Raw genomic sequence first — 26,855 nt, 5'->3', positions numbered from 1 at the left:
TATTTTAAATTATTCTATTCCCGGAGGCGCTGGTGGCAAAGGAAAAGGATAACCACAATTTCCGGTGCTGCCTTCTGTTATCCCAGGGATTGATCCGTTTGGACATAATGAATAACAATATGCATTAACATTTTTATTTCCAATGTAACAAAAGCAGGCACAAGTAGCTGGCTGAACAGGTAATCCTCCAAAAATGTTCTTTTGCTCTATTGTACTTAACCTTTGAACTCCGTCCAGATTTATAATATTCTTTAGCATAATTCTAGTTTTTTGCTTTTATACTTAATTGTTATTTTTAACAAGCAGTAGTACCAATTGGCACACAAAGCCAAAAAGAAGGCACCGTTCCAAACTCTGTACATCTTTTTGCTACAAAACCTTCTTCGCAAACAGGTGCATTACCACCAGTAATTGATTTTTGCTCATTAGCACTTAATTCTTTAGCTCCTTTAAGGTTTAAAATGTTTTTTAGCATGATATTTAGGTTTTTATTGTTACTTGTTTTTTTGTTTTAATCTTAAATGATTTCTTAATCTATTCCTCCACAGCAACATCCTCCGCTAGTTGCATTAGGAAAATCTGCGGGGCAGGCAGTATTGCCTTTTCGAACACAAATTCCAGCAAAAATTGCATCAGCGCATTCTTTTGTTATTCCACCATTAATACTTTTTTGCTCCATTTTTGTAAGCTCATAAGCTCCTTCTAGTTTTAAAATCTTTTTTAGCATAACAATAGTTTTTTGTTTGGATAAATATCTTCAATCAGTTTTAAGACATTTGAAGCTCTGTCTATCCATACCAATGGATATTGTTAGGGGCTAAGCTATTTTTTCTAAAACTTCTACTTCTTCAACAAAATCGTTTAAGAAATATTTTAGTTCACTCAATTCGTATTGTTCTGGATATATTTTTTCATTTACAATTTTAACTGGCGTATAATTAAAATTGTTTTTTGAACACCATTCATATTGTTTTTGTATTTCCTGATTGATCATCATACTAACTGGTTCTGTATGCCATTTTTTCAACCATTTTTTAAGCTCCATTTTTTTTATATGCCAATCTGAAATTGCTTCCACAATTTTGCCGGGAGTTGCTCTATTTATTGTTAAAAGTCTTTCGACAACAATTTTATATGGATTCTCGGCATTTTCGGGATTAACATTAAATAATATATTTAAAAATATTCTGTCCGGAAATTTCAAAACCAAATCAAATGCCTCCTGAAATGTTTTATGACAATGCCCACAACTAGGGCTTAAAACTATCGAAAGTTTAACTCCGGCATTTCTGTTTCCAAAATTCAAACCTCTTAAGTCTTCTAATCCATTTGCATTAGGTATTTTTTTAGATAAGAAATTCAATAACGAATAATTTCTTTTAAATTTTTTAAGCTCTTTTACATTGTTATCGCTATTCAATACATTCCTTACAACAGGTTTTATTAATAACCAGGCTGATGTTAAAAGAACCAATGCGAATAAAAATGGAAATATACTAGTCAAACTAAAACTTAGTGTAAACCAATCTGAGGAAAACCAAATAATACTTTGCGAAAAAATCAGAAATGAAACAACCAAACACATTACACACCATTTTTGAATTTCAAATTTTTGTATCCAAATTGAGGTTACAATAATAGGTATCGCCAATAAACTTAAAAAACCTATAAAAATTGTCGAATCTAAAGGTCTCAACAAAATAGCAAGGAAAGATGAACCAAAGAAAATCAAAGGTAAATCTGAAAAATTAATCCATTTATTAGTGTTACTATCAAAATTAATAACTGAACTGCAAGATGTATTAGTGGTTAAATTGCAAAACTTTGAAATAATATTAGTTTTAAAGCCTAATTTTTCCTGAACAATAAAAACACTAACGATCAATCCTAAAAGTGAAGTGATCAAAAACACAAGACTAAATACACTATAAGTATTGTAGAAAAATGAAAATCCAAATAAAATCAATAAAGGCATAAAGAATTTTACATCTTTATATTCACTTTTAAAGTTATCTCTTGCTACAACATTATTAGGTTCAATTGCAACGATTACACCATTCCAGTCCAAAAGGAAATTATCGTATGATATTTTTTGACCTGTTTTTTTATTTGTATCAATTCGAACAAATTCTTTTGTTCTTTCAACCAAAGTCAGTTCATCTTTAAAGTAAGCCAAAAAATTGGATGGTAAATTTTCGATTTGTTCTTTCGAAACTCTTACAGCAGCATTCTCCACAGACAACAAATCTAACGAGTCTGTTATCGCAAATAAGCTTGGATAGTTTGGATGAGAAAGAAACAAATCTTTGAACTCATTTTTCACCTCCGAATACTTATTAATTTGAAGAAATTTCTGTACTAATTTTAACATCGTTTTGTGCCTTTTAAATCGTAATGACAATGCAAATATTGTTGTTTTTATTGGAAAAAAATCACCGAAGGCACACATTTTATTAATTATACTACATACAATTTATAAATTATATCAGTCAGAATAAATCAATCAAACCATTGTATATCAAATAATTATACTAAATTTATGCTCATAAAATTCTCCAAAAGTCCATTTTCGATTAAGGGTTTTGCTTTTTGCCTAGTTTTGAAATATCAATAACCATAACACGTAAAAACATGACACGTACGACATTAAAATTAGAAGATTTTGCAGTAGAGAAATTGACAAAAAAACAGCAAAAAACTGTTAAAGGAGGAGACCAACAAGAACCCATTATTGATCCAATTAAAGGAGGTGGAAGTAATGGAAATTTGTAGAAATTAAAAACTTAATGAATATAATTAATTAATCAATAAAACATAAAATCATGGCAAGTAAAAAAATAAAACTCGAAGATTTTGAAGTAGAAAAACTATCTAACAATCAACAAAAGGAAATTAAAGGAGGGGATGGAGAAGGCCCAATAGATCCAAATCAATTAAAAGGAGGTGCTGGAAATCCTTAAAACTTGGAAATAAATTAATAGTTCCTAAGAAAACTTATAACACATTTAATAAATAACAATAAAATGAAAAGTAAGAAACAGAAAATTGAAATTTTTCTAAAAGAAAAATTATCTAAGAACGAGCAAAAATCAATTTTAGGGGGAGATCAGCAAGAAGTAGATCCTACCAGAATGCGTGGTACTGACGGAACTCCATAAATTTTTTTAAAACTGATATTTAAATATTATTCGCAAACTGAGCTGGAGATACTCCAGTTCTTTTGCGAAATGATTTAGCAAAAGAAACTGCATTTTTAAAACCTACACTTTCTGCAATAGCCTGTGTAGAATATTTGCGGTACATATGATTGCTAATCATTTCATTGATCACATAATTAATTTTAAGTTCATTTGAATATTCTCCAAACGATTTACCAAATCGTTTATTTACAACATAGGATAAATAAGTAGTATTCGTTTTAATTTTTTTAGCAACATACGATAAAGTAAAATCGGGATTTAAATACTCCAATTTATTCTCAAGTGCCAATAATTTTTCGACTATTTTATTTTCTTTAGCTTCATCAATACTCAAATTGACATTTTCTTTTTTAAACAGAACGTCCTCTATTTCTGGTTCAGGCTCTTCATTTTGAGCGATTATTTGATTTTCTTTCTTTTCTAAATTGGCTTTAAATTCTTCAATTAAAGCATTCATTTTCTTATGCGCTTTGTTTTTATCCCTTATGTTTTTTATCAATAAAAACACAATTCCTATTACCAATAAAACGTAAAATACTCTTAATGCTTTGTTTAACAGTACTTCGTTTTCAAACTTTTCCTGAATACCAACCATTTCATCACTTAAATCTCCGGTTCCAAGTTTGTAATTAACTTCTAAAGCCTCATTATTTAACTTTGCTTCTGATTTTTCGTAGTTATCAAGATAAATTTTAGAATATTTATAAGCTAATTCAGGTTCTTTCTTTATATTATAAATTTTAGCCAAATAGTAATTTGCCTTTAAAAAACTTTCATCTTTAGAATCATTAGCCTGAGAAATAGAATCTACTCTTTTTAAAAAAACGAGTGCTTTATCATACTTTTTTGTTTCATAATACAAATTACCTAAGTTATAATTGGCAATTGTTATTCCTCTATCAATATTGTTTTGTTTAGCAATAAATATAATGTCATAATAGGTTTTTTCAGCACTTTTGAAATCTTTTTTAAAGGAATAAATGTTACCCAAACTTGTTTTAGCTGCTATTTTATTAAATGGAATATTCTGCGAGTATGAAATTGTTTTTTTATAAAAATATTCAGCAGAGTCTAACAAATACTTTTTATTATTCCTATTTTGATCTTTCATATAACTGCTCTCATATGAACCACCCAAAGTAATATTATTATTACTCTTTATCGTATTATATTGCTCTTTCGTATACAAATTTTCATTTTGATCTACTACGTTATCAAGCTGTCGTAAATTTTTAATCGCCAGCTGATAATTACCAACTGCTTCATTAAGGAGTGCAATATTACCTTTGAATTTTACGATCTGAATAATATCATCTAATTGAATAGACAGCTTCATTCCCTGCTGATAATTTTCAAGTGCCTGGCTGAAATTGCCTCTTTTATATTCTATTAATCCTCCGTAATTGTATAAATATGATTTAAGACGTATTTTATCGTTAGAGTCAGGCATCTTATCTAAATACTTAAATGCCAAAAGATACTTTTCTTTTGATTTTAAGGTATTGTTTTTAGCTTGTAATAAATAAGACAATGATCCATTTGCAAAAGCCAAATGTTTATTATTGTTAGATTGAGCCATTTTATTGGCATATACGAAGGCACTATCTACATTTACATTCGCATTTAGCCGAATTTTATCCTGCAAGAGCAAATATTCCTGTTCTGTTAATTCCTTCTTTTGTTGGGCAAAAGAAGTATTGAGAACAAGAAAAAGTAAAAAAGAGATGATCAGCCTCATTTATTATGTTTTTGGAATTCAAAAATAGTGCATATATTTTCAATAAGCTACATTTAAATTGCCAATTTCCTAATAATTTTATTTTATGGATAAAAAAATATAACAAAATGTTTTTGTTTTGTTATATTTTTATTGCGTAAATTTGTTTTTGTAAAACTACCAAAAAATGAAACCAGACTTATTTCAAGCTCCAGATTACTACAACCTTGACGATTTATTGACAGACGAACATAAATTAGTTCGAGAATCTGCTCGTGCCTGGGTTAAAAGAGAAGTTTCTCCTATTATAGAAGAATATGCTCAAAAAGCAGAATTTCCAAAACAAATCATTAAAGGACTTGGAGAAATAGGTGGTTTCGGCCCTTATATTCCGGTAGAATATGGCGGTGCAGGTTTAGATCAAATTTCTTATGGTTTAATCATGCAGGAAATCGAGCGTGGCGATTCTGGTGTAAGATCTACTTCATCGGTGCAATCTTCCCTAGTTATGTATCCTATCTGGAAATATGGAAACGAAGAACAACGAATGAAATATTTACCTAAACTAGCTACTGGAGAGTTTATGGGCTGTTTTGGTTTGACAGAACCAGATCACGGTTCTGATCCCGGAAGTATGATTACCAACTTTAAAGATATGGGAGATCATTATCTTTTAAATGGTGCCAAAATGTGGATTTCGAATGCTCCATTTGCAGATATTGCCGTTGTTTGGGCAAAAAATGAAGAAGGAAGAATTCACGGTTTAATTGTAGAACGTGGAATGGAAGGTTTTACAACTCCTGAAACACATAACAAATGGTCGCTTCGTGCATCATCAACCGGTGAATTGATTTTTGATAATGTAAAAGTTCCTAAAGAAAATCTTTTACCAAATAAATCCGGATTGGGAGCTCCGCTTGGCTGTTTAGATTCTGCCAGATATGGAATTGCCTGGGGAGCAATTGGTGCTGCAATGGATTGTTACGATACTGCTTTGCGCTATGCAAAAGAGAGAATTCAGTTTGGAAAACCAATTGGAGGAACACAATTGCAACAAAAAAAATTAGCCGAAATGATTACCGAAATCACAAAAGCACAATTACTAACCTGGCGTTTAGGTGTTTTAAGAAACGAAGGAAAAGCAACAACATCTCAAATTTCGATGGCGAAACGTAATAATGTAGACATGGCGATTCATATTGCCAGAGAAGCCAGACAAATGCTGGGCGGTATGGGAATAACAGGCGAATATTCGATTATGCGTCATATGATGAACCTTGAAAGTGTTATTACTTACGAAGGAACCCACGACATACATTTATTGATAACCGGAATGGATGTAACTGGAATTCCAGCATTTAAATAATAAACAACTATTAAAATATTTGCAAAAACAATACGAAAAGCTTCTTCTTACCGAGAAGCTTTTTATCTTTGCAAAAAATTCCACAAATGAATATTGAAACTATAAACAATAGCATTCAACCACAAAAAGAGCAATTATTAAGACATTCCTTATATAATAAAATTCAAAGCATTGATGACTTGCACAGCTTCTTAGAAAGTCACGTTTTTGCAGTTTGGGATTTTATGTCATTATTGAAAGCTTTACAAGCCAAACTTACGTGTACTACTACACCGTGGTTTGCAACAAAAAATCCTGAAACCAGATACTTAATTAACGAAATTGTCCTGGCAGAAGAAACAGATTTGACTATTGACGGAAGAAGACAAAGTCATTATGAAATGTATCTTGAAGCCATGGAAGATTGCGGCGCCGATACAAACGGAATCAACACATTTCTATCTGAAGTAAACTCATTGCACAATATTTTTGTAGCTATAAAACAAAGTTCATTACATCCTGATGTAAAAGCATTTTTAGATTTTACATTTAGAGTTATCGAGCAAGGTAAACCACACGAAATTGCAGCTGCTTTTACTTTTGGAAGAGAAGATCTGATTCCGAGTATGTTTACTGAAATCCTGAAAAACTTTCAAAAAAATCTTCCTGAAACAGATTTAAGCAAATTGCTTTATTATTTTGAAAGACATATCGAACTTGATGCCGATGAGCACGGGCCAATGGCGATGCAAATGATTTCTGATTTATGTGAAGATGATGCCCAAAAATGGAAAGATGTTGAAGAAATTTCGATTTTAGCATTAGAAAAACGAATCGGACTTTGGAATGCCATTGAAGAACAAATTCTGCTAAAAACAGAAATGGTATAAAACCAAAACAATATATTTAACGTAACTATTTGTTTAGAATGAACCCTCTAATTTATACAAATTATGAAGCCACAATTCAAGCAAATAGTTACTATTATTTTTTCTATCTTCCTTTTAAGCTGTAGTTCTGACGAAATAAGTTCAGAAACTTCAGATTCTCCAATAATTTCAATTCCTAAAATTCCGCTTGCAAGCTCAATAAAATATTTGGCTTTGGGCGACAGTTATACTATCGGACAAAGTGTTTGTGAAACTTGTAATTATCCGCAACAACTAAATACAAGTTTAGAAGCAATATATCCGGAAACGAAATTTTCGTTAAAAATAATTGCCAAAACAGGCTGGACAACTTCAAATTTGATTTCGGCAATTAATGAAGACAATCCACAATCTAATTACGATTTGGTGACGCTTTTAATTGGAGTAAACAATCAATATCAGGGCATAAATTTTTCGGTTTACGAAAAAGAATTTCCCGAATTATTGAACAAAGCTATTACTCTGGCAAAGGGTGATAAAAAAAATGTTGTGGTACTCTCCATCCCCGATTATGCCTTTACTCCTTTTGGAACCATGTTTGGAGGAACTACGAAAATTTCAACCGAAATAGCACAATATAATTCCTTCGCTGAAAATTATTGCAAAGCAAACGAAGTTACTTTTGTTTCTATCACAGACATTACACAAAAAGGAATTCAAATTCCTTCTTTAGTCGCAGGAGACGGCTTGCATCCGTCAAAAGAAGCTTATACTTTATTTGTTGAGCGTATTTTTCCTAAAGTTAAAGTGGCTTTGCAGGATTAATTTTTCTTCGATTTCCAAATAAATCCATCTAGTAAATAGTGCGTAAACTGTGGTACACTTAATAACGGAACTATTAAAAACTGCCAATTTGAAAAATCAAAAGTGGTTAATGAGATATTTTCGTTCCAAACTAAAATTTCCCATAGAAATTCTTCTGAAAAAGCAATTATCAATAGAATCAATATGTAAATAAACATTGCATTGTAACTTCTTAAGTAACTAAAAACCCGGGAATTTACATTTGCTTTATTTTCAATTTCTCTAAAATAAATTAAAGCCATATATGGAAGTCCGTGAGAAACCACGTTCAACAACGTAAAAATAAGATCATCATTAAAATAAACAATTCCAAAATACCAAGACAGTGCCGTTCCTAAAATGATAGCGTTTTTGGGAAAGTTAAAAAAATTATTATGTATGCTTTTGTAAATTGTATAAGTGATATAAACGAGTATAATAATCAAATAAACCCAAAAAAGTATCTCTAAAAAGAATGAGTTATGGAACTTAAAAAACTCATTCTCAACAAACCAATTGAATTTTCTTTCGGACGAAAAAAACCAATACAACATAGGATACCCCGTTGATGCATAAATCGTCAGATTATCTATAAAAACAGAGAACTTTGTTTTTTGTTCATTTCTGGCATACAATCGCATAAAACCATATTGCTGTCTTATAAAATGAAAAACGGCAACATAAGCCAGAAAAGACCAAAATACAAGACTTCCAAAAGAGAAAAGAATTATACCAACTACAAAACAAATTGTCGGCAAAAGCAGTAATCTTCTTTTGTTCTTTCTAAATTCATCTGCCACAAAATAGGTTTTAAATAAAGTTGCGTAAACATGAGCAACATCTATAAAAACAATTAAAAAAAGCCAGGTATAAAAGGAATATTTGTCTTCAATATCAGTTATATAATCCTGAAACAGAAAAATTATGGCCAATACAAAAAAAGACGGGCCAATGATGAATATCAAATCTGTTTTGGCTTTATGAATCCAGGGCTGTATCATCTAAAATTTGGTTTACTACATTAATTCCGTGATGAAAAGCTTCTTCAAAAATCGAAATTCCGGATAAATCCGTATGGGCAAAATAAATTGCATTTTGAATATTTTTTGAAGCTTCTTTTTTTGCTTCTCCAAAAATAAATCCGGGTACGGGACTTACCATTCCGTGACCTAATAAAAAAACTTCCATCTGCTCTGTACAATCTTCAATATCCGGATGAGCAATTTTAAGATCATCAAAAACAAATTGTTTCCAATAATCTTTACTTTTTTTATACAATTCTTTGCGTGATTTTCTTAAATCTGCAGAGGAGAAACTATAATAATAGGTAATCACTTTTTTTTCCTGAACCTGATTTAAAGATTGATGCTGATCATAGACATATCCCAATCCTTTTGCCTCATAAATAACATTATCCCAGGAAAGCGGAAAACTAAAATTATCAGATAAATTGGTTACTGTTAAACTCGCCAAAAGCCACGGTGTATAATGAAATCCTTTTGTGAATTCTTTTCGATCTTTAATTAAATACTGATTTACAAATTGAGGCGTTGCCATAATTACTTTGTCAGCAATAATTTCTACCGAAACTTTTTTAACATCATCAAATGCTTTGGCAATAACTTTATGGTTTTCGACTCTTACCTCATAAACCAAATGATTTTTCAACGTTTTCCCGTCAGTATATTTTTTAAGGTGAGATGCAAGTCTTGCGTTTCCTTCCGGCCAGGTTAGAACACTTTCTTTTTTATCAGTAGTTGCGTCTTGTTTTCGTGCTGCGAAATAATGAATTCCGGCCCAAGCTGAAACATATTCAATTCCGAGTCCGAAATCATCTTTGCAGCAATAATCTATATAATCAAATAAAGGTTTTGTTTTGAAATTATTATTCTCAAACCATTTTTTCATTGTGATTTTATCTAAGTTTCGAATTGCAATATCTTCTGAGGAAAGATAAAGCGGAATATCGAATAAAAACTTTTCATCATTTCCTTTTCCTTCTCGAAAGGCATCCATTTGCCTGAAAAATCGCTGAAATTCCAAGTCTTCCTCTTTTGAATTTCCCTCTTTTGGAACAACTCCATCTTGCCAGTTATTTTTATAAAACAAACGTTCATCAGGAGCAAAAGATAATTGTAATTCATCAAAAACAGGAAATCCTTTCTGATCATAACTCAAAATGATTTTCTCTTCTTCAAGAAATTGTAATAATTCCTTATCTTTTAAATTAGGCAATGGTAGATAATGTGCTCCTAGCGGAAATTTAGAATATTGATTTTCTCCATTAGATGAATTTCCCCCTAAATGTCCTTCTAATTCTAGTAAAATAAAATCAGAAATTCCTTTTTTATGAAATTGCCGGGCAGCACTTAATCCTGAAATTCCACCTCCAACAATTAAATATGGTATATGAATTTCATTTGTTGGTTTCGGAAAATCTCTAATCCAAAGGCGATGTCCCAAAAGATGATTTGTTCCTGACAAACGAAACATTAACTGAATAATTTTATCAGAACAGAATTGCAAAAAAGGAATTAACAGCAAAGAAGCTCCAATTCCTTTTACAAAATTGCGTCTTGATTTACTGTAATTTTCCCCATTCTTCATCAAAATAGCGTACTAAAATTTGGTTGTCTAATCGATTGATTTCAATTTCATTTGAGATCATATCTGTTGTAAAATAATTAAATCTATCGAATTGATAATTATAAAATTTTAATCCCGGGGCTTTTCTGTTTATAGTATTAAAAGTAGTTCCAAAACCATTAATAGCAATCGTATAACCCCATTCCCCAAACGAGGGTACATAAGCGTGATAAGCATCAACCTGAGAAAAAACCTGCATAACTGTTTTGTTGATACACCAAAATGATTTTGGCGCAAAATAAGGTGACGTTGTCTGAATAACAACAGCCGCATCAGTCTCTAAAATGGCTTTGATTGTTTGATAAAAATTTAAAGAATATAACTTTCCTAAGCTATAATTTGATGGATCCGGAAAATCAATAATAACTACGTCAAACTTTTCTTTACAGCTTTTTGCCCAAATATAAGCATCGGTATTTATTACTGTAACTTTCGGGTTATTAAGTGCTCCTTTATTAAAATCTGTTAATACTTTATTGGTTTTAAACAACTTTGTCATTCCCTGGTCAAGATCGACCAACGTGATTTTTTGGACTTCTTTATATTTTAAAATTTCACGGACTGCGAGACCATCTCCACCACCCAAAACCAAAACGTGTTTTACATTTTTGGCAATTGACATTGCCGGATGAACTAAGGCTTCGTGATAACGATATTCATCGGCGGAACTAAATTGTAGGTTGTTGTTTAAATAAAGTCGGTAATCACTCTTATTATGCGTTAAAACAATACGCTGATATTGTGTCGAATTAGTATAAATGATATTTTCTCCATAAAGTTTTCCTTCTGAATAATCCAAAATTTTATCTGAAAAAATAAAAACCCCTAACAGAACTGCAAATGAAAAAATGGCTTTTGTTTTCAGGAAATAACTATTCTTCAATTCTCTCTTTAAAAGAAAACACAAAGCGATAGCAATACTTACGTTTATCATTCCGAAAAACAATGATGTTCCCATTATTCCTAATTTCGGAATTAAAATCAATGGAAAAAGTATCGATGCCAATAAAGCTCCGATATAATCAAAAGTAAAAACATTGGATACTAAATCTCTGAATTCGACTTTATCCTTTAAGATATTCATTAATAACGGAATTTCTAATCCGACCAAAAATCCGGTTATAAAAACCAGTAAGTATAAAATAAATTGAAAGTACTCAACACTTTCGAACAGCAAAAACAAAATTACTGAACTCAAACCTCCAATTAAACCCACTAATATTTCGATTTCCACAAAAGTATTGAGTAGGTTTTTGTGGAAAAACTTAGAAAAAAAAGAGCCAATACCCATTGAAAACAGATAAACTCCAATAATAAATGAAAATTGTTTTACTGAATCACCTAATAAATAACTGGCTAAAGTACCCGCTACAAGCTCGTAAACAAGTCCGCAAGTCGCAATAATAAATACAGCAAATAGAAGTAAAAATTCAAACCTGAGAAATTTTTTACCCATGAATTGCAGCACTAATAATCATTGAAATTCCAATGATAAATGCTGCAAGAACAATTGCAACAGCTATATTATTTTTTTGAACTACTTCTTTCCAGGTATTTTCCGGAGTAATTTTTTCGATTATGAAATAACCTATTAGCAAGATCACTATTCCTAAAAAAGAATAGATGATCGAATTAACGATTGGTTGTGCGTGTATTAATTCCATATTTAAAGTGTTATTTATGATAAAAACGATTTATTGAAGTACGGCTTCCTGCAGAACTATATTTTTCTGTTGTTTCGCAATCACAGATTCTGTTTCCTGCGTAGGCAAAATACAAATAGCATCCCAAGCAGAAAAATCCAATTAATATTGGCGTCAAATTATTATAAAGAAAATCAGAGATATTTTTCATATAAATTTATTCAGAGTAAGGAGAATAGTTACTGTCTGCCCAGCGTGTCTTTTCAAAATTAAGTTTAAAAAATCTAATAACTAAAAAAACGATAATCATAAAAATAACAATAATCCAAACGTTTCGATTTGAAGGCTGATTCCAGACTACATTTATTTTTATAACTTTATTATTAAGGTCTTCAGGGGCTTTAAGGGGCGTTATTAAAAGGTGGTATTTTCCGCCTTTGACACCACAAATATTAAATTCTTCAGATTGGGCTCCTTCACTCCAACTTTCGCCGTCACTATAACCATGGTAATACTCTATATCCTTACTTGCATATATTTCATCATTAGTATTTTCATTAATTAAAGCAATATTCACATTTGCCCAAGAATTATCCACTTCTGTAGATACATGAATCGTTAACGGCGCAGAACCACCATTTAAAGTAAAAGAACTGCTTGTAATTTCTTTATTATCAATATCACTAAACGTTATTTCTTTATAAAACACATTTTGTTCTGCCTGATCTTTATAAATAAACCAGTTTGCCGTAATAATTATCAGAGCAAAAATGCAGAAAATAATAGCCGTATTTCTAATATCAAACTGAAACGGTTCAATAATATTTACACCACTTTGATAAGGCATAAAACTTCTTGAAAATGCCTTTTTAATTTTATCTTTTTTAATGTATTCACCATAAAAAGCTGTTTCAACGCCATTCATTCTTTCAACAGAAATCATATAGGGCGGCCTAATATATTCAACAAGGTGAATTAAAGTATTGTTGGGTAATGCAAAATCAAAAAATCCCTGAGCATTTACAATTTCCGTATCAGAATACTCATAAATATTATAATCTTCATTATTGTGTTCTAAGATCAAAGGATGCGTTCTTACCCCAAAAGTTTCTTCCATCTCCGTCAGCAAAATCCAATGTCCTTTTGATTCAGAAAGGTATAGAAATTCTTTCTCGCTATTTTGTAGTATATATTCAGTCCAGCGATAATTAGGGTAAATGTTTTTGTCCAATATTCCTGTAACGGTATAATCGCTTCCTTTTAGGAAACCCTTATCACCAATTTGCAGTGTATAATCGTTTAGTGTGTTTTTATATTGAGATTTTCTGCGAAACTTACCTTCACTATCAACAGCATATAAACTCTGGCAATTGGGACAAACAAAATTTATCACCTCAAAGCCAACCTCTAATTCGGTTACAGTATCACATCCATAACAAGGAATTTTCATATTTTCTTATCGGTTAATTTCAAAATCCTTAATAATTGCTCCTTCAAAATAAGTGATATATTCTGCCATAATTTGTCTTACTTTTTGAGAATTATCCTGTTGGTAATTACACAAATAAACATCTAATGTAAGCTGATTATATTCTGGCCAGGTATGTATACAAATATGAGATTCCTTTAAACAAAATGAAATAGTGAAACTGTCATTATCAAAATCATGAACAATAACGCCTACTTTTTCTAAATTAAATTTTTCTAAAATTGAATCTGTAATAGCAACAAAACCCTTACTATTGGTTAGTTTTTGGGTATCATCGACATGTAAAGTAACCAGTTTATGCAAACCCGGTGAGTAAGGAGGAAGATCCATCAAAATTATTTATGGAGCCAAATATATAATATTTTCTGGAAAAATTAATAAGAATAAATTATAAGATTTAACTTGCTTTTTTAAAAAAAATATAAAGCGTGAGAAAAATTATTTAATTTTGTCGAAAGCATATTCTGCATGATCCAACCCAAAAAACAATCAGCAATTAAGCGATGCAAGTTTCACCATCAAAAGAATTAACATCTTATATTAAGCATTATTTATTTTTAGACAATAAAGAAACTGCTATTCAAAAACTTAGACTATTTTCTGATGGGAATACCGGTGTGGTATTTTCTTTAAAAAGTAAACTTATATCGGAAATCAGTAATGATGAAGTAAAAAAATATTTACCAACTTCTTTTTTATACGGACAACTTCATGGTTTTAAAGATATTTATTCTGAAAATGAAACATCCTTAATCATTGTCGTTTTCCAGCCTAATGGAATTTACCAATTACTAGGAATTCCTGCCACTGAATTTCAGGATTCTATTATTCCTGTTGAAGAAGTTTTTGACCAAAAAGTTGCTGCACTTCAGGAAAAATTATCCCAGCAAAATAATCAAGCACGTGTTGAACTTTTAAATCTTTTTTTTAGATCATTGATTGCTGCAAAATCGATTTCAAATCAGTCCATAATAAATAATTCCTTAGATTTTATCCTTACAAACAAGGGCGATTTCTCTGTAAAGCAATTAATTGAATATACTGGTTACACCGAAAGACATCTGGAAAGAAAATTCAAAGAATGCATTGGATTAAATCCGAAGAAATTTGGGAACGTTATAAGACTACATCATTTTCTAAAATTATTAAAAAATAGATCTGACGCTACAAACCTAACGGCAATTTGCTACGATGCCGGATTTTCAGATCAATCGCATTTAATAAAAGATTTTAGAAAACATACCGGAATATCACCCCGAGAGTATTTATTTAATAGTAGAAAGCTAGCCAACAATCTTATCAAAACATTTCCTGTTTCAACATTTTAAAATGTCGGTTTTATACAATTTATAAAATATTGCTAATGCTATTTTTGACCCAAAATAAATAGCAGAATGTATGAAAAATGTAAAAATAGCCACCGCTCAGTTTGAGAATAAAAGTGGCGACAAAAACTATAATTTATCTGTAATCGAACAACTTTCAAAAAAAGCAGCCAATGAAGGTTGTGATGTAATTTCGTTTCATGAATGTTCAATCACCGGATATACCTTTGCAAGGCACTTATCGAAAGAACAAATGCTGAATTTGGCGGAAATTATTCCGAATGGGGAAAGTATTTTAAAACTCACTGAGATTGCAAAAAATAATGACATCATAATATTAGCAGGCCTTTTTGAAAAAGATAAAAATGATAATCTATTCAAAGCTTATGTTTGTGTTGACAAAAATGGATTAGTCGCAAAATATAGAAAATTACATCCGTTTATAAATCCATATCTCACCCCAGGAGATAATTACTGTATTTTTGAAATTAAGGGCTGGAAATGCGGCATTTTAATTTGTTACGACAATAATATTATAGAAAATGTTCGTGCAACAAAACTTTTAGGTGCCGATATTATTTTTATGCCACACGTAACAATGTGTACACCTTCTACCCGACCGGGAGCTGGTTTTGTTGCACCTCAACTTTGGGAAAACCGTGAAGCTGATCCAACTTCTTTACGATTAGAATTTGATGGAATGAAAGGTCGGGATTGGTTAATGAAATGGTTGCCCGCAAGAGCTTATGATAATGCTATTTATGCCGTATTCTCGAATCCAATTGGTATGGACGACGATCAATTAAAAAATGGCTGTTCGATGATTATTGATCCATTTGGAGATATTTTAGCCGAATGCAGAACTTTTGACAACTCTTTTGCTACAGCAATAATTACTCCCGAAAAACTAAGTCAGGCTGGAGGAAATCGTTACATAAAAGCTAGGAGACCAGAATTATATCGGGATATTATTGGGCAGAATCACGAATCTCAGCAAAATGTGGTGTGGTTAAAAACTGATAAAAAAAGTTAAAACTAATAATTTATAGAACTTTCAATACCCGAAGATTTATCTTTACAGAATACATAAATCTACAGAATACACCCAAGCAATGGAATTTTTTAAAACTAAAAATGAAGATATCGATGCTGTTTTTGATGTCTATAATGCAGCAACATCTTATCAAAAAACAGTTAACAATAAAAGTTGGAGAGGTTTTGAAAGAGCACTAATAGAAAAAGAAATAGCCGAAAATCGACATTTTATCATCAAAGAAGGAAACGAAATAGCCTGCACATTTGTTATTACTTTTAATGATTTAATAATCTGGAAAAAAGCCAGTTTAGATCCTGCAATTTATCTTCATCGTATTGCAACAAATCCAAAATTCAGAGGACAATCGTATGTTAAAAAAATCGTTGAATGGGCAAAAACGTATGCGAAAGAAAATAACAAATCATACATCAGACTCGACACACATAGCGGAAACGAAAGAATAAACAAATACTATATGAGTTGTGGTTTTGACTACAAAGGCATAAGTACCATCGAATGGACAAACGAATTACCTGAACATTACAAAGAAGGTTCTTTTAGTTTGTTTGAGATTAAGCTTTAGATTTTAATCTTATCTAAAAAACAAAACCCTTGCGAAGTTATTCACAAGGGTTTTTTATAAAATCATTTTCGCAGAGAGGAAGGGATTCGAACCCTCGATACAGTTACCCATATACTAGCTTTCCAGGCTAGCTCCTTAAACCACTCGGACACCTCTCTATTTTGGTTTGCAAAGAACACAAAAAAAACTGAGTTAGAAAAACAAAATCAAAGATTACTTACATGCTTTTTCTAAATTCTTCCATAAACAGTTTTACGGCTTTCTTTTGATACGCACCTTCAATCGTTAACATAAACGAATCTCTTTGCGTTGTAACTCCTGTAATGTTAATTGCCTTTATATTATTCCAGCCTTGTAAAGCTTTCTCTGTCACAATGGTAGCCCAATAATCACTATCACCTACCAAACGTAATAAAGCATGAACTGCGTTTAATTCTATCGAGACTTTTGGTTTCATATTGTTTTTTAAAAACAATTCATCCAAAAACTCTCTTGAATTAAATCCTTTTACGGGTAAAATAAGTGGGAGATCTTCTATTTTTTTAAAGGTTATTTTATCTAAAACGGCTAATGGATGTGCTTTTGAAACAGCCAAAACCAATTTTGACCTAAACAACGGCTCTTTTTGAAAAGGAAGTTCAATTTCATTAGAAGAAATTACCAAAACCAAATCTAATTCGTTGTTTAATAGTTTTTGTTCCAAAGGTTCCGTTGTGCCATATTCAACAACAATTTTTAAATGCGGATATGTTTTAGCAAACAAATTTACAACCGGCAAAACTAAAAGTCCGAAAATATAGGTTACGCCAATTCGTAATTCGCCGCCAATCATTTGGTTCAAATCGTCAATTGCCTGTTTACCGCTTTGCACATTTTCTATAATTTGTTTGGCATGAACCAGGAAAACAGAACCTGCTTCCGTAAGCTGAACTTTCTTTCCAATTCTCACAAACAAAGGCATTCCCAACTCTTCTTCGAGTTTTTTTATTTGTTGAGACAAACCGGATTGCGTTACAAAACACAATTCGGCAGCTTTTGTAAAATGAAGAACTTCGGCTGTTTTAATAAAATATTCTAATTGATAAATCTCCATATCGATAAGTTTAAATACTTATTATCAGTAAAATTATTAATTTTTCTAATGAAATCATAATCCCGAACTTTGTAAAAAATATTTAAGGTTATGTTTAAAGCGTTAAGATCAAAAAACTTCAAGTTATTCTTTTACGGGCAATCTGTTTCTGTTGTTGGAACGTGGTTACAGAAAACAGCTGTAAGCTGGATGGTGTACAGTGTTACAGGTTCAGTTTTCTTATTAGGATTAACGACCTTTTTAAGCATGATTCCATCTTTATTTTTGGCACCATTGGCAGGAAGTATTATTGGACGTTACGACAGACACAAAGCCATGATTTTATTGCAGTCTCTCGCAATGCTTCAGGCTGGGGCTTTGGCTTTATTGATTTACTTAAAAATATACAATATCAATTTTATTTTAGCATTAAGTCTTTTTCAGGGAATTATAAACTCTTTTGATATGACCTGCAGACAAACGATGATGATTGATATTGTAGACAATAAAGAAGATTTACCAAACGCGGTTGCCCTAAATTCTACTTTGAATAATTTTGCCCGAATTGCAGGTCCGGCTCTCGCCGGAATTATTTTACATCAATATGGCGAAGACATTTGTTTTATTGGAAATTTCCTTAGCTACATTCCCGTTTTGATTTCGTTATTAATGATGAAAATAACTCCACATATAAAAGCAACAGATAAATTTAAAATGCTGGAAGATTTTATCGAAGGTTTTGATTATGTAAAAAAAGAAGCAGAAATGGCAAAAATGCTTTTGATGCTTATGTGCAGTAGTTTATTTGTCATTTCATTCAATACTTTAATGCCTGTTTTTGCAAAAGATATTTTTAGCGGAAACGCCCAAACCTTCAGCTGGTTTGAAAGCGCAGCCGGAATTGGTTCTATTTTATCTGCCATTTATCTGGCAAATCTTAAAAGATCTGATATTATGGGCAAAATAATGATTGCTGCGAGCTTATTATTAGGTTTTAGCATCATTATACTAGCCTATTCAAATAGTTTAACTGTGGCGCTTATTTGCATGGCTTTGAGCGGTGTAGGGATGATGGCACAAACCTCATCTATAAACATTTACATTCAAACGCAAAGTGCTGTTAATATGCGATCCAGAAGTATTAGTTATTATTTAATGGCCTATCAGGGAATGATTCCTGTGGGAAGCTTGATAATTGGTTACGTTTCACACATCATCGGAACCAGAAATACAGTTGCCATTCAGGGAATTATCTGTATTATTTCGGTAATTGTTTATGTGTATTATAAAAAACAGAGTACTGAAGAAGAGTTGGAAACTTGTCCGGTTCAGTATAAAGATTAAAAATTCCAATTTTTTTAAATTCCAAATTCCAATCGTCTATCTACAATCTTGTCATTTTGAGGAACGAGAAATCTCCACAAGAAACTCGACAAAGACTGGTACATTAGGAACGGAGCTACTTGCGGCATCTCGACTCCGCTCGATGTGACAAACGAAATCAAATTCATTTTTTAAACTTCTTCTAAAATGAACTTATATCAATTATATGGTGAAATAATTTTACAACGAAATTTCCCCACGCAACGCCGTTTCAAAAACATCTTTAAATTCAGCTGGCGGAATATTATGACCCAACAAATACATCAATTTTGTAATTGCGGCTTCTGTAGTAATATCTTTTCCTGAAATAACGCCCAGAGATTTTAGTTTTGTGCTTGTTTCGTATTGTCCCATATTTACACTTCCGCCGGAGCATTGTGTAACATTTACAATATGAAGACCGGATTGAATGGCTTTCTGGATTAAATTTAAAAACCAATCTTCGGTTGGAGCATTTCCTGAGCCATAAGTTTCTAAAACAATTCCTTTTAAATCCTTAATTTCAAGAATTGAAGACAAAACAACTTCGCTCATTCCCGGAAACATTTTTATTATAGCAACATGATTGTCTAATTTTTTATGGACAATTAGTTTGGCATCTTTTTTTACAGGAAGAAATAAATGTGAGTTTAATTTAAGATGAACTCCGGATTCTACCAATTCAGGATAATTCGGTGCTGTAAAAGCTCTAAAATGTTCTGCATTTACTTTTGAAGTTCGGTTTCCGCGGTACAATTTATATTCAAAATACAAGCAAACTTCTTTGATAACCGGTTCTCCGTTTTCCTGAAGAGAAGCAATTTGAATTGCCGTTATCAGGTTTTCTTTTGCATCGGTACGCAAATCACCAATTGGCAATTGAGAACCCGTAAACACAACCGGTTTTGCCAAATTCTCCAGCATAAAACTCAATGCAGATGCCGAATATGACATTGTATCTGAACCATGCAATACTATGAATCCATCATACGAATTATAATTCTCTTCGATGATTTCAGCAATTTTCGTCCACATTTCAGGATTCATGTTCGAAGAATCTATTGGGTGTTCGAATGAAACTGTTTCAATTTCGCAATCTAATTGTTCAATTTCAGGAATGTTCTGCAATAGTTTATCAAAGTTAAACGCTTTGAGTGCACCAGTTGCAAAATCTTTGCTCATACCGATGGTTCCGCCGGTATAAATTAAAAGTATTTTAGCTTTAGATGACATCCTGATATTTTAATTTATTGACAACTGGATTGGCATACATTGATAAAAACCCTAGTCTTGTAACAGGATTATCGCTGCCAATACGCATTTCTAAACGACGCTCAAAAAGTGATTTCTCAGTTTCTTTGTACAAATGAGAGAACTTATCAGTTTCGTTTAAAATATCGTAAGCAATAAAATTTGTTGGCCACAATTGGTAATTCTTCAAGATAGAATCATCAATTACTTGTGCCAACGCCTGAACTTGTTTGTTGGCATTGTCATTTTCGGCCACAATCTGATCGATTTCTGTATCCAGAACGTCACCAACAGAAATATGTATTCTTTTTTTGGTTCCCATGATACCACTCAAAATGGTCATGAAATCCTCATTTTTATCTTTAACGTAAACTTCATTGTTTGCTTCTGCCATTAATTGCGGCATTTTCAAAACATCCGTAGGATCATATTCGTATGAAATCGAAACCGGAACGATTTTTAATTTCTTAAAATAATCCATCAAATTGGCTTCATCAGAACCCATTCCGATCATTTTTAAAACGCCTGGATTAGTTTCGTCGTTTCCGTCTTTCGTACGTCCTTCTCTTTGAGCTATCCAAACCGAACGATTTTCGCGAAGCAATAATTGTCCCATATATTCTGCCAGCAATTTAGAACTCTGCAGCATTTCTCTCGGCGTTAAACCTCTTAAAACCAAAAAGTTTCTATTCAGTTTTGCCAATGTGCTTAAAAATGCTTTTTTAACCAGATTGTCTCCAATTGCAGATGCTGTCATTACCAAACCATGCTCGAACAAACAAACATTTAATAAGGTTGTATCTAGAAGAATATCTCTGTGATTCGAAATAAATAGGTAAGAAGTATTTTTTTCAAGTTTCTCAAATCCTGAAGTTGTAAGTCCTTCAGAACTTTTTTCAAGAACCTTTTGGATGGTATTATAAATAAAGTTGCATTGAAAATCACGAATCGAATGTGTTTTCTTAAGCTGCTCTTTCCAAACCTCATCTTCTACTTCCGGAAAAGTAAAGTTCATCATGGTTTTCATCATCGGATGATTGACAACATCATGAAGTGCTTCATTTATTTCAGAATCATAAAACGGTCGAATGGCATCAAATTTCTGCATTAATATCTATTTTTAGTGGGCAAAAGAACAAAAAAAAAACTAAAGTTAAGTAACTATAGGGTTAAATCCCAAAAACGTCTTTTGAATTTTGTGTTGTAATTGTCGCTATTTCTTCTTCAGAAACATCATATATATCGGCTAATTTGGCAATAACATTTACCAAATAACCGCTTTCATTTCGTTTTCCGCGATAAGGAATTGGTGCTAAATACGGCGAATCAGTTTCAAGAACAATATGTTTTAATTCGATTTGATTTAAAAATTGATCAATTTTTCCGTTCTTAAAAGTTACAACTCCGCCAATTCCCAGTTTCATATTATAGGATATTGCCTGTAAAGCTTGTTCGTGAGTTCCGGAGAAACAGTGAAAAATCCCAAACAAATCATCTGATTTTTCTTCTTCCAAAATTGCAAAAATTTCATCAAAAGCTTCACGGCAATGAATTACGATTGGCAGTTTGTATTGTTTTGCTAATTGAATTTGTCTTTTAAAAGCAATTTGCTGCTCTTTTAAATGCGTTTTATCCCAATACAAATCAATCCCGATTTCACCAACGGCGTAGAATTTTCTTTTGGCCAGTTCAGCTTCAACGTGCTTTAACTCGTCCAGATAATTATCTTTCACGTAAGTGGGATGCAAACCCATCATTAAAAACACATTATCCGGATAATTTTGCTCTAAATCGTACATTGATTGTGTTGCAGCGGCATCAATTGCAGGAATAAAAAAACGCGTTACGCCAGCATCAATGGCTCTTTGAATCATTTCGTCGCGATCCTGATCAAATTCTTCAGAATATAAATGGGTATGTGTATCGGTAATTATTGTCGTTGAATTCAATTTTCTAATTTTTAAAGGTTCAAAATTACGACAATATTAAAAACTTTCCCAATTTGAATGTTATGACGAAAATGGCACACGGATGAAACGGATTCACTTCGTGAAAACGCGGATTGGGCGCGGATTTTTTTCTCTTTGCTTCTTAATAATAAACCCGACAGTCCCGAAGCCTCGGGATAAAAACCTGTCGGGTTTGAATACATAAAAAAATTTGGACAAAGTTTTGAACTTTGACAAAGGTATCTCTGATGATTCTCTTTGTGAGACTTCTCCCGAAGCTTCGGGGTCGCTCAGTCTGACAAAGCAAGCGAGAAATTAATACTCACTATTATTTCCCGTTTTTAGCAAACAATTTAGCTCTATCCAGTACTTCATCTTTTCCTTGTTGAGCTCCCACAATAGTTGGTTTTACTTCAATATCAGGAACAATTCCAATACGTTGCGTTTCTTTTTTATTTGGATAAAAAACACCTGCTGAAGTAAAAGAGGAATCAAAACCTTTGATAATCTTAAAGTAATAATTTGGACCGTCAGCACCAGAAGTTTGACTGCCAATAACAGTTGCATTTGGTGCCGTTTGCAAACTCATTGCTGTTTGTTCTCCAAAACTATGAGTTCCCGAATTTACCAAAACAATTACTTTACCTTTATAATAATCTGTATTGATTTTACCACATTCTTCCATCTCATCACTAAAATAGTAACGTCCAGGATAACTCAAATCCTGATAAAGTAATCTCAAAATAGGTTTCGGTTCCGGGTTTAAATATTCACTAACTAAAAAATCGGTATATGTTGGTCTGTTCCTAACATCGAAAATTATAGCTTGTGTATTCTTTAATTTCTCCATCATTTCCGGCACTTCTTCTTTTGGCACTTTATTCATTTTTACATAACCAATGTTATCTTCCAGAATTTCCCAATTTGGACTATTTTTTGGCGGTGACCTTTTAATTTTTTCATTCGGATAACGATGTATTTTTTTTACCGAAGTAATATTGTCGCGAATGAACTCAACCTCAAAGTCATCTGTATTTCCTGTAAACATTACAAGGGCCCCATTTAATATAGCAGCTGGCCTATTAGAGCCCTGCATGTATTTTAGGAGTTCGTCTAATTTTTGTGCGACCGTTATACCATCAATTTTAGTGATAACATCTCCTATTTTTAAATCGTCAATCTTTGCTAAAGAATCATTTGCTATAGTAGTAATTACGGCTTTATCATCTATGAATTTAGTCCCAAAAGCAGTATATTTCTCCCCGCCTAAATACTGCATCATTTGCATATTAAAAGTCGCTGCATGAGTATCGTTAAGTTTTATAGATATTTCGCGCATTGCTAATAAAAACTCTTTTTCAGATGCCGAAGCACTTATATGCGGCAGAATTTCAACCAGCGCATCATCCCATTTTTGATCCATTTTATATTTATATGGAAAAAAATATTCTACATAATTCCAAAAACGGAATAAAGTAAGAAGACGTAAATTTTTATTTGTCCATAAAACTTCTGCATATTCCGGCTCGTTAACAAACTGAAAACTGACTTCTTTTCCATCACGGTTTACATAATGATTTGCTCCTTGAAATCTATTCTCTGTAATAAATTTCAATTTATTAGAAAGGCTTTTAGAAAACAATTTGTCTTTTTGTGTCCAGTCTAAGTTTAGATTTTCATTAAAAAAATCTTTTTTCGGATCATCAGCAAGAGGTTTATTTGTGGGTACAACTCCCAGATCATCTATCCATTTTTCTATTACTGCTGAATATTCTTCTTTGTTTTTTGCGCTTTCAATTTTAGGCAAAACCTCAAAAAGTTTTTCATCCCAATTAAAATCGCCGTTGGCGACTTTTGGGTGGTAATATTTTAGATAACCCCAAACTTTGCAGGTTGCAGCAAGTTTTTCGGTTTCGGTAATTTTAGCATAGCCAAAAGTAATTTGAGAAAGAAGCAGTAGAAAAAAGAGGGTAATTTTTTTCATTAAGACTTAAGTTTAAATTTATAATAGTTTTGTTTTTGGATTATTTTCCAGTTTCAACAAACAGCAAAGCACGATCTAAAACTTCGTCCCTTCCTTCCTGAATTCCTTTGATTGTTGGTTTTACTTCAATATCCGGAACGATTCCGATTCTTTGCGTTTCTCGTTTGTCTGGATAAAAAACACCAATCCCTGAGAACTGCGTATTAAATCCCTCAAAATCAAATATGGAAATATTTCCATCTGCACCAGAAGTTTGACTTCCGACAATTGTAGTATTTCCTGAAGTTTGAAAACACATTGCAGTCCATTCTGCCTGACTTTGCGTTTTTTCATCCAATAAAAGAACAACTTTCCCTTTATAGTAATCTTTATTATCAAAACCAATTGAAGATCCACTACTCCATTTACATCTTCCTGGATAAGTTAAATCCGGAAGTGTGTAAATGGCAAATTTCTTTTCTTGTGAGTTTAAAAAATTTCCTATTGGTTCAAAAGTTCCTTTTGGGTAATTTCTAAGATCAAAAATGATTGTTCTAGTATTTTTTAGTGCTTCAATCATATCCGGAATATTTTTTCTTTCTATAATTCCCATATTAACATAGCCAATATTATTCTCCAAAAGCTTGAATTTTTCCTTCTTTTTTCGTGCACCTTTTTTAAATTCATTTCTGTGAGAATCATGATAATCATACCAAATCATTGTTTTTGTGACATATAGGTCATTTTTAGAAAACTCTACTTTTACTAAATCATCAGAATAACTTCTTAAAATTTTCTCCGCCAGTTTATCTAAATATTTAGGCTCGTTTGAAGCACAAATCAAATCTCTATTCTCTGCAATAATTTCTCTTATCGTTTTATCATTTATTTTAGTAATTATAGTTCCAACTTTTATATCATATGCCTGAGCAAGACTATCAGCCAAAATTTCTGTAATGACTAATTTCTCATCAATTATCTTTCCATGAGCAGGGAAAAAATTTTTTATTTTTGGGACCGTTGGAGGCAAAAATGTAAAAAATTCTGTGTGACTGTCATCAATTCTTGATACCATTTTTCTCATTGCCAGATAAAAATCATCTTGATTCTCTGCTTTAATTACAAGCGGTATTGTTTTTTCTAAAGTGATATCCCATTTCTGATCCATTAAATATTTATCCGGAAAAAAATATTCAACCAGATTCCAATACATAAATACCAATCGAAGTTTTGAATTCTTATTTGTAAAATCCGGATGTTTATTGCTTTCATTTTTCAAGCCAACATTCCCACCTCCTACTAAGCTGTAAACATAAAACTGTTCTCCCTGAAATCTGTTCTCTTCAATAAATTTCAATTTCTTTGAAAGTTTTTTAGAAAACAGCTTGTTATTAAACCAGCTTAAATCGAAGTTTTTATCAAAATATTCAACATCTTTTGGAGTCGCAATTGGTGCTATTTCTTTTATCTGACCCAAAGCGTCAATCCAGTTTTCAAGGACTAATGAAAATTCTTCTTTTGTTTGTGCTTTATCAATTTTAGGTAAAATATCCAAAAGCTGATTATCCCAATTAAATGCTCCGCTGGCTACTTGTGGATGATAATATTTTAAGAACCCCCAAACTTTGCAGGTTGCAGCTAATTTTTCGGTTTCGGTAATTTTAGCACCGAAGATGATTTGAGAAAGAAAAAGAAGAAATAATAACGTAATTTTTTTCATTCGTTAATTTGGATTAAAATTATAAAGGTTTCGTGGTAAATTCTTAATAAAAAAAATCGAATTTAGATATTAAAATCTAAATTCGATTACGGGTTTACGTAAAGAGACAAAAGTTTATAATTTATTCCAATTCTCTCAACAAAATCTGAACTTCTACATAATCTTCATAATCCTCAGGAATTGTAAGCAGGATTTCTCTACAAGCGTTGTAGTTTTTTTGTTTTAATTTAACTAAAGCCAAATTCCACGTTGCTTTATCTTTATAGACCGAAGTTCCTGATTTTAGTTGATTAAAAACATTTTGGGCTTTTATGATTTGATTGTCTTGTAATAATGATACTCCGTAAAAATATTGAATTTCCGGTGTATGATTTTCTTTCAAAATAGATTCAAAAAGCGGAATTGCTTTTTTATATTCCTTTGAATTAAATGCTGTTTCTGCTTGTTTTAGCGTTGCCTCAACATTGCCTCTTTCTGTAAAATAAGCCGATTCCGGATGATTAAAATCTTCAAAAGACGGTTTTTGACTATAATTATAAAAAAATAATCCCATCAAAATTACGGCAGCTGCCGCAGCACCATAATACCAAGGTTTTAGTGCAATTACTTTTGGTTTATTGAAATGTTTATCTGAAACTTTTATTAGATTTTCTTTGAAAGCTTCTCTTTCCTGTTCATATCCAAATTTAGTTTCCAGCTGAAGATGTACGTTCTTAAAAGTTTCAAATTCGGCGGCAAATTCGGGATCTTCTGCCAATTGTTTTTCAAAACTATTTTTCTCTTCAACAGTCATTTCATCCTGAAGATATTGATCGAATGTTATGTAACGTTCTTCGTTCATG

General features: G+C 31.9%; 29 protein-coding genes and 1 tRNA gene. 10 read left to right on the top strand and 20 right to left on the bottom strand.

Annotated elements, in window-relative coordinates; translation table 11 throughout:
- Positions 1-9: 9 nt before the first annotated feature.
- The 4 genes from BUE22_RS08920 to BUE22_RS08905 form a co-directional block, all read right to left on the bottom strand.
- A complete protein-coding gene (locus BUE22_RS08920; RefSeq protein ID WP_073394634.1) occupies positions 10-258 on the bottom strand; it encodes a hypothetical protein in 249 nt (82 codons plus the stop codon).
- 37 nt (positions 259-295) lie between these two features.
- Entirely contained in the window at positions 296-475 is a 180-nt protein-coding gene (locus BUE22_RS08915; protein ID WP_042563302.1) for a hypothetical protein, read from the bottom strand.
- A 54-nt stretch (positions 476-529) separates the two neighbouring features.
- Entirely contained in the window at positions 530-727 is a 198-nt protein-coding gene (locus BUE22_RS08910) for a hypothetical protein (RefSeq protein ID WP_042563301.1), read from the bottom strand.
- Between the two features lie 90 nt (positions 728-817).
- On the bottom strand, positions 818-2,371 hold the full coding sequence (locus tag BUE22_RS08905) for a vitamin K epoxide reductase family protein (RefSeq protein WP_073394633.1): 1,554 nt from the start codon (positions 2,369-2,371) through the stop codon (positions 818-820).
- Between the two features lie 260 nt (positions 2,372-2,631).
- Here BUE22_RS08905 and BUE22_RS23600 point away from each other — a divergent pair, with 260 nt between their 5' ends.
- From BUE22_RS23600 to BUE22_RS24010, 3 genes are all read left to right on the top strand, one after another.
- Positions 2,632-2,772, top strand: a complete 141-nt coding sequence (locus tag BUE22_RS23600) for an rSAM-modified peptide (RefSeq protein ID WP_089075939.1) — start codon at positions 2,632-2,634, stop codon at positions 2,770-2,772.
- Positions 2,773-2,822: 50 nt separating this feature from the next.
- Positions 2,823-2,960, top strand: a complete 138-nt coding sequence (locus BUE22_RS23595) for an rSAM-modified peptide (protein WP_089075938.1) — start codon at positions 2,823-2,825, stop codon at positions 2,958-2,960.
- A 63-nt stretch (positions 2,961-3,023) separates the two neighbouring features.
- Positions 3,024-3,158, top strand: coding sequence for a hypothetical protein (locus BUE22_RS24010; protein ID WP_262489547.1), 135 nt, complete (start codon positions 3,024-3,026; stop codon positions 3,156-3,158).
- Positions 3,159-3,177: 19 nt separating this feature from the next.
- Here BUE22_RS24010 and BUE22_RS24065 read toward each other — a convergent pair whose 3' ends face one another.
- The gene (locus BUE22_RS24065; protein WP_394332799.1) at positions 3,178-3,471 is read right to left on the bottom strand and encodes a helix-turn-helix domain-containing protein; all 294 of its coding nucleotides are present in this window, start codon (positions 3,469-3,471) and stop codon (positions 3,178-3,180) included.
- A 1,633-nt stretch (positions 3,472-5,104) separates the two neighbouring features.
- On the opposite strand from BUE22_RS24065, the gene BUE22_RS08895 reads away from it, so the two are divergent.
- The 3 genes from BUE22_RS08895 (at position 5,105) to BUE22_RS08885 (ending at position 7,956) form a co-directional block, all read left to right on the top strand.
- A complete protein-coding gene (locus BUE22_RS08895) occupies positions 5,105-6,283 on the top strand; it encodes an acyl-CoA dehydrogenase family protein (RefSeq protein ID WP_042563298.1) in 1,179 nt (392 codons plus the stop codon).
- 86 nt (positions 6,284-6,369) lie between these two features.
- Entirely contained in the window at positions 6,370-7,152 is a 783-nt protein-coding gene (locus tag BUE22_RS08890) for a DUF3050 domain-containing protein (protein WP_073394631.1), read from the top strand.
- A 63-nt stretch (positions 7,153-7,215) separates the two neighbouring features.
- Positions 7,216-7,956 (top strand): SGNH/GDSL hydrolase family protein, encoded by a 741-nt coding sequence (locus tag BUE22_RS08885; protein WP_073394630.1) that lies wholly within the window; start codon positions 7,216-7,218, stop codon positions 7,954-7,956.
- Here the strand turns inward: BUE22_RS08885 and BUE22_RS08880 are convergent.
- Genes BUE22_RS08880 through BUE22_RS08850 form a run of 7 tightly spaced genes read right to left on the bottom strand, consistent with a single transcriptional unit; the run spans position 7,953 to position 14,082 of the window.
- Positions 7,953-8,975 carry a hypothetical protein gene (locus BUE22_RS08880; protein WP_073394629.1) on the bottom strand — a complete coding sequence of 341 codons (1,023 nt, stop codon included), beginning with the start codon at positions 8,973-8,975 and terminating at the stop codon, positions 7,953-7,955. The genes BUE22_RS08885 and BUE22_RS08880 overlap by 4 nt on opposite strands.
- The gene (locus BUE22_RS08875) at positions 8,953-10,581 is read right to left on the bottom strand and encodes an NAD(P)/FAD-dependent oxidoreductase (protein WP_084540239.1); all 1,629 of its coding nucleotides are present in this window, start codon (positions 10,579-10,581) and stop codon (positions 8,953-8,955) included. The genes BUE22_RS08880 and BUE22_RS08875 overlap by 23 nt, the downstream gene beginning before the upstream one ends.
- Positions 10,556-12,076 (bottom strand): polyamine aminopropyltransferase, encoded by a 1,521-nt coding sequence (locus BUE22_RS08870; protein ID WP_073394628.1) that lies wholly within the window; start codon positions 12,074-12,076, stop codon positions 10,556-10,558. The genes BUE22_RS08875 and BUE22_RS08870 overlap by 26 nt, the downstream gene beginning before the upstream one ends.
- Positions 12,069-12,284, bottom strand: a complete 216-nt coding sequence (locus BUE22_RS08865; protein WP_073394627.1) for a DUF350 domain-containing protein — start codon at positions 12,282-12,284, stop codon at positions 12,069-12,071. Before BUE22_RS08865 ends, BUE22_RS08870 begins: the two co-directional genes overlap by 8 nt.
- Positions 12,285-12,294: 10 nt before the next feature.
- Positions 12,295-12,474 (bottom strand): hypothetical protein, encoded by a 180-nt coding sequence (locus BUE22_RS23715; RefSeq protein ID WP_073394626.1) that lies wholly within the window; start codon positions 12,472-12,474, stop codon positions 12,295-12,297.
- Between the two features lie 6 nt (positions 12,475-12,480).
- A complete protein-coding gene (locus tag BUE22_RS08855) occupies positions 12,481-13,713 on the bottom strand; it encodes a DUF4178 domain-containing protein (protein WP_073394625.1) in 1,233 nt (410 codons plus the stop codon).
- A gap of 6 nt (positions 13,714-13,719) precedes the next feature.
- Positions 13,720-14,082: an S-adenosylmethionine decarboxylase family protein gene (locus BUE22_RS08850; protein WP_073394624.1), complete on the bottom strand. Its 363-nt coding sequence runs from the start codon at positions 14,080-14,082 to the stop codon at positions 13,720-13,722.
- Positions 14,083-14,255: 173 nt separating this feature from the next.
- Here BUE22_RS08850 and BUE22_RS08845 point away from each other — a divergent pair, with 173 nt between their 5' ends.
- The 3 genes from BUE22_RS08845 (at position 14,256) to BUE22_RS08835 (ending at position 16,696) form a co-directional block, all read left to right on the top strand.
- Positions 14,256-15,080: an AraC family transcriptional regulator gene (locus BUE22_RS08845; RefSeq protein ID WP_073394623.1), complete on the top strand. Its 825-nt coding sequence runs from the start codon at positions 14,256-14,258 to the stop codon at positions 15,078-15,080.
- A 70-nt stretch (positions 15,081-15,150) separates the two neighbouring features.
- Positions 15,151-16,110: a nitrilase family protein gene (locus tag BUE22_RS08840; protein WP_073394622.1), complete on the top strand. Its 960-nt coding sequence runs from the start codon at positions 15,151-15,153 to the stop codon at positions 16,108-16,110.
- 79 nt (positions 16,111-16,189) lie between these two features.
- Positions 16,190-16,696, top strand: a complete 507-nt coding sequence (locus BUE22_RS08835; protein WP_073394621.1) for a GNAT family N-acetyltransferase — start codon at positions 16,190-16,192, stop codon at positions 16,694-16,696.
- Positions 16,697-16,767: 71 nt separating this feature from the next.
- Here the strand turns inward: BUE22_RS08835 and BUE22_RS08830 are convergent.
- Both BUE22_RS08830 and BUE22_RS08825 read right to left on the bottom strand, forming a co-directional pair.
- A tRNA-Ser gene (locus tag BUE22_RS08830) sits at positions 16,768-16,854 on the bottom strand.
- 59 nt (positions 16,855-16,913) lie between these two features.
- Positions 16,914-17,789: a LysR substrate-binding domain-containing protein gene (locus tag BUE22_RS08825; protein ID WP_042563293.1), complete on the bottom strand. Its 876-nt coding sequence runs from the start codon at positions 17,787-17,789 to the stop codon at positions 16,914-16,916.
- Between the two features lie 90 nt (positions 17,790-17,879).
- Here BUE22_RS08825 and BUE22_RS08820 point away from each other — a divergent pair, with 90 nt between their 5' ends.
- Complete coding sequence (locus BUE22_RS08820; RefSeq protein ID WP_073394620.1) at positions 17,880-19,112, top strand: MFS transporter; 1,233 nt, start codon at positions 17,880-17,882, stop codon at positions 19,110-19,112.
- Between the two features lie 219 nt (positions 19,113-19,331).
- Here BUE22_RS08820 and BUE22_RS08815 read toward each other — a convergent pair whose 3' ends face one another.
- From BUE22_RS08815 to BUE22_RS08790, 6 genes are all read right to left on the bottom strand, one after another.
- A complete protein-coding gene (locus BUE22_RS08815) occupies positions 19,332-20,363 on the bottom strand; it encodes an asparaginase (RefSeq protein ID WP_042563291.1) in 1,032 nt (343 codons plus the stop codon).
- The gene (locus BUE22_RS08810) at positions 20,353-21,489 is read right to left on the bottom strand and encodes a 1-acyl-sn-glycerol-3-phosphate acyltransferase (RefSeq protein ID WP_073394619.1); all 1,137 of its coding nucleotides are present in this window, start codon (positions 21,487-21,489) and stop codon (positions 20,353-20,355) included. Before BUE22_RS08810 ends, BUE22_RS08815 begins: the two co-directional genes overlap by 11 nt.
- 61 nt (positions 21,490-21,550) lie before the next feature.
- Positions 21,551-22,330: a TatD family hydrolase gene (locus tag BUE22_RS08805; RefSeq protein WP_073394618.1), complete on the bottom strand. Its 780-nt coding sequence runs from the start codon at positions 22,328-22,330 to the stop codon at positions 21,551-21,553.
- A 328-nt stretch (positions 22,331-22,658) separates the two neighbouring features.
- Entirely contained in the window at positions 22,659-24,314 is a 1,656-nt protein-coding gene (locus tag BUE22_RS08800; RefSeq protein WP_073394617.1) for a S41 family peptidase, read from the bottom strand.
- 40 nt (positions 24,315-24,354) lie between these two features.
- Positions 24,355-26,013, bottom strand: coding sequence for a S41 family peptidase (locus tag BUE22_RS08795; protein ID WP_073394616.1), 1,659 nt, complete (start codon positions 26,011-26,013; stop codon positions 24,355-24,357).
- A 121-nt stretch (positions 26,014-26,134) separates the two neighbouring features.
- Positions 26,135-26,854: a hypothetical protein gene (locus BUE22_RS08790; protein ID WP_073394615.1), complete on the bottom strand. Its 720-nt coding sequence runs from the start codon at positions 26,852-26,854 to the stop codon at positions 26,135-26,137.
- Position 26,855 lies beyond the last annotated feature (1 nt).

Source organism: Flavobacterium pectinovorum, assembly GCF_900142715.1.
Lineage (GTDB): Bacteria > Bacteroidota > Bacteroidia > Flavobacteriales > Flavobacteriaceae > Flavobacterium > Flavobacterium pectinovorum.
The sequence above is the reverse complement of the archived record's forward strand: the minus strand, read 5'-3'. Positions and strand labels throughout refer to the sequence as shown.

What these genes read in the sequence shown, in the direction of transcription:
- BUE22_RS08800 (WP_073394617.1), bottom strand. Translation starts at nt 24,314, where the DNA reads ATGAAAAAAATTACCCTCTTTTTTCTACTGCTTCTTTCTCAAATTACT.
- BUE22_RS23595 (WP_089075938.1), top strand. Translation starts at nt 2,823, where the DNA reads ATGGCAAGTAAAAAAATAAAACTCGAAGATTTTGAAGTAGAAAAACTA.
- BUE22_RS23715 (WP_073394626.1), bottom strand. Translation starts at nt 12,474, where the DNA reads ATGAAAAATATCTCTGATTTTCTTTATAATAATTTGACGCCAATATTA.
- BUE22_RS08825 (WP_042563293.1), bottom strand. Translation starts at nt 17,789, where the DNA reads ATGGAGATTTATCAATTAGAATATTTTATTAAAACAGCCGAAGTTCTT.
- BUE22_RS24010 (WP_262489547.1), top strand. Translation starts at nt 3,024, where the DNA reads ATGAAAAGTAAGAAACAGAAAATTGAAATTTTTCTAAAAGAAAAATTA.
- BUE22_RS08890 (WP_073394631.1), top strand. Translation starts at nt 6,370, where the DNA reads ATGAATATTGAAACTATAAACAATAGCATTCAACCACAAAAAGAGCAA.
- BUE22_RS08815 (WP_042563291.1), bottom strand. Translation starts at nt 20,363, where the DNA reads ATGTCATCTAAAGCTAAAATACTTTTAATTTATACCGGCGGAACCATC.
- BUE22_RS08820 (WP_073394620.1), top strand. Translation starts at nt 17,880, where the DNA reads ATGTTTAAAGCGTTAAGATCAAAAAACTTCAAGTTATTCTTTTACGGG.
- BUE22_RS08915 (WP_042563302.1), bottom strand. Translation starts at nt 475, where the DNA reads ATGCTAAAAAACATTTTAAACCTTAAAGGAGCTAAAGAATTAAGTGCT.
- BUE22_RS08850 (WP_073394624.1), bottom strand. Translation starts at nt 14,082, where the DNA reads ATGGATCTTCCTCCTTACTCACCGGGTTTGCATAAACTGGTTACTTTA.
- BUE22_RS08880 (WP_073394629.1), bottom strand. Translation starts at nt 8,975, where the DNA reads ATGATACAGCCCTGGATTCATAAAGCCAAAACAGATTTGATATTCATC.
- BUE22_RS08810 (WP_073394619.1), bottom strand. Translation starts at nt 21,489, where the DNA reads ATGCAGAAATTTGATGCCATTCGACCGTTTTATGATTCTGAAATAAAT.
- BUE22_RS08895 (WP_042563298.1), top strand. Translation starts at nt 5,105, where the DNA reads ATGAAACCAGACTTATTTCAAGCTCCAGATTACTACAACCTTGACGAT.
- BUE22_RS08795 (WP_073394616.1), bottom strand. Translation starts at nt 26,013, where the DNA reads ATGAAAAAAATTACGTTATTATTTCTTCTTTTTCTTTCTCAAATCATC.
- BUE22_RS08845 (WP_073394623.1), top strand. Translation starts at nt 14,256, where the DNA reads ATGCAAGTTTCACCATCAAAAGAATTAACATCTTATATTAAGCATTAT.
- BUE22_RS08920 (WP_073394634.1), bottom strand. Translation starts at nt 258, where the DNA reads ATGCTAAAGAATATTATAAATCTGGACGGAGTTCAAAGGTTAAGTACA.
- BUE22_RS08790 (WP_073394615.1), bottom strand. Translation starts at nt 26,854, where the DNA reads ATGAACGAAGAACGTTACATAACATTCGATCAATATCTTCAGGATGAA.
- BUE22_RS08910 (WP_042563301.1), bottom strand. Translation starts at nt 727, where the DNA reads ATGCTAAAAAAGATTTTAAAACTAGAAGGAGCTTATGAGCTTACAAAA.
- BUE22_RS08865 (WP_073394627.1), bottom strand. Translation starts at nt 12,284, where the DNA reads ATGGAATTAATACACGCACAACCAATCGTTAATTCGATCATCTATTCT.
- BUE22_RS08855 (WP_073394625.1), bottom strand. Translation starts at nt 13,713, where the DNA reads ATGAAAATTCCTTGTTATGGATGTGATACTGTAACCGAATTAGAGGTT.
- BUE22_RS08905 (WP_073394633.1), bottom strand. Translation starts at nt 2,371, where the DNA reads ATGTTAAAATTAGTACAGAAATTTCTTCAAATTAATAAGTATTCGGAG.
- BUE22_RS08835 (WP_073394621.1), top strand. Translation starts at nt 16,190, where the DNA reads ATGGAATTTTTTAAAACTAAAAATGAAGATATCGATGCTGTTTTTGAT.
- BUE22_RS08885 (WP_073394630.1), top strand. Translation starts at nt 7,216, where the DNA reads ATGAAGCCACAATTCAAGCAAATAGTTACTATTATTTTTTCTATCTTC.
- BUE22_RS23600 (WP_089075939.1), top strand. Translation starts at nt 2,632, where the DNA reads ATGACACGTACGACATTAAAATTAGAAGATTTTGCAGTAGAGAAATTG.
- BUE22_RS08840 (WP_073394622.1), top strand. Translation starts at nt 15,151, where the DNA reads ATGAAAAATGTAAAAATAGCCACCGCTCAGTTTGAGAATAAAAGTGGC.
- BUE22_RS08870 (WP_073394628.1), bottom strand. Translation starts at nt 12,076, where the DNA reads ATGGGTAAAAAATTTCTCAGGTTTGAATTTTTACTTCTATTTGCTGTA.
- BUE22_RS08875 (WP_084540239.1), bottom strand. Translation starts at nt 10,581, where the DNA reads ATGAAGAATGGGGAAAATTACAGTAAATCAAGACGCAATTTTGTAAAA.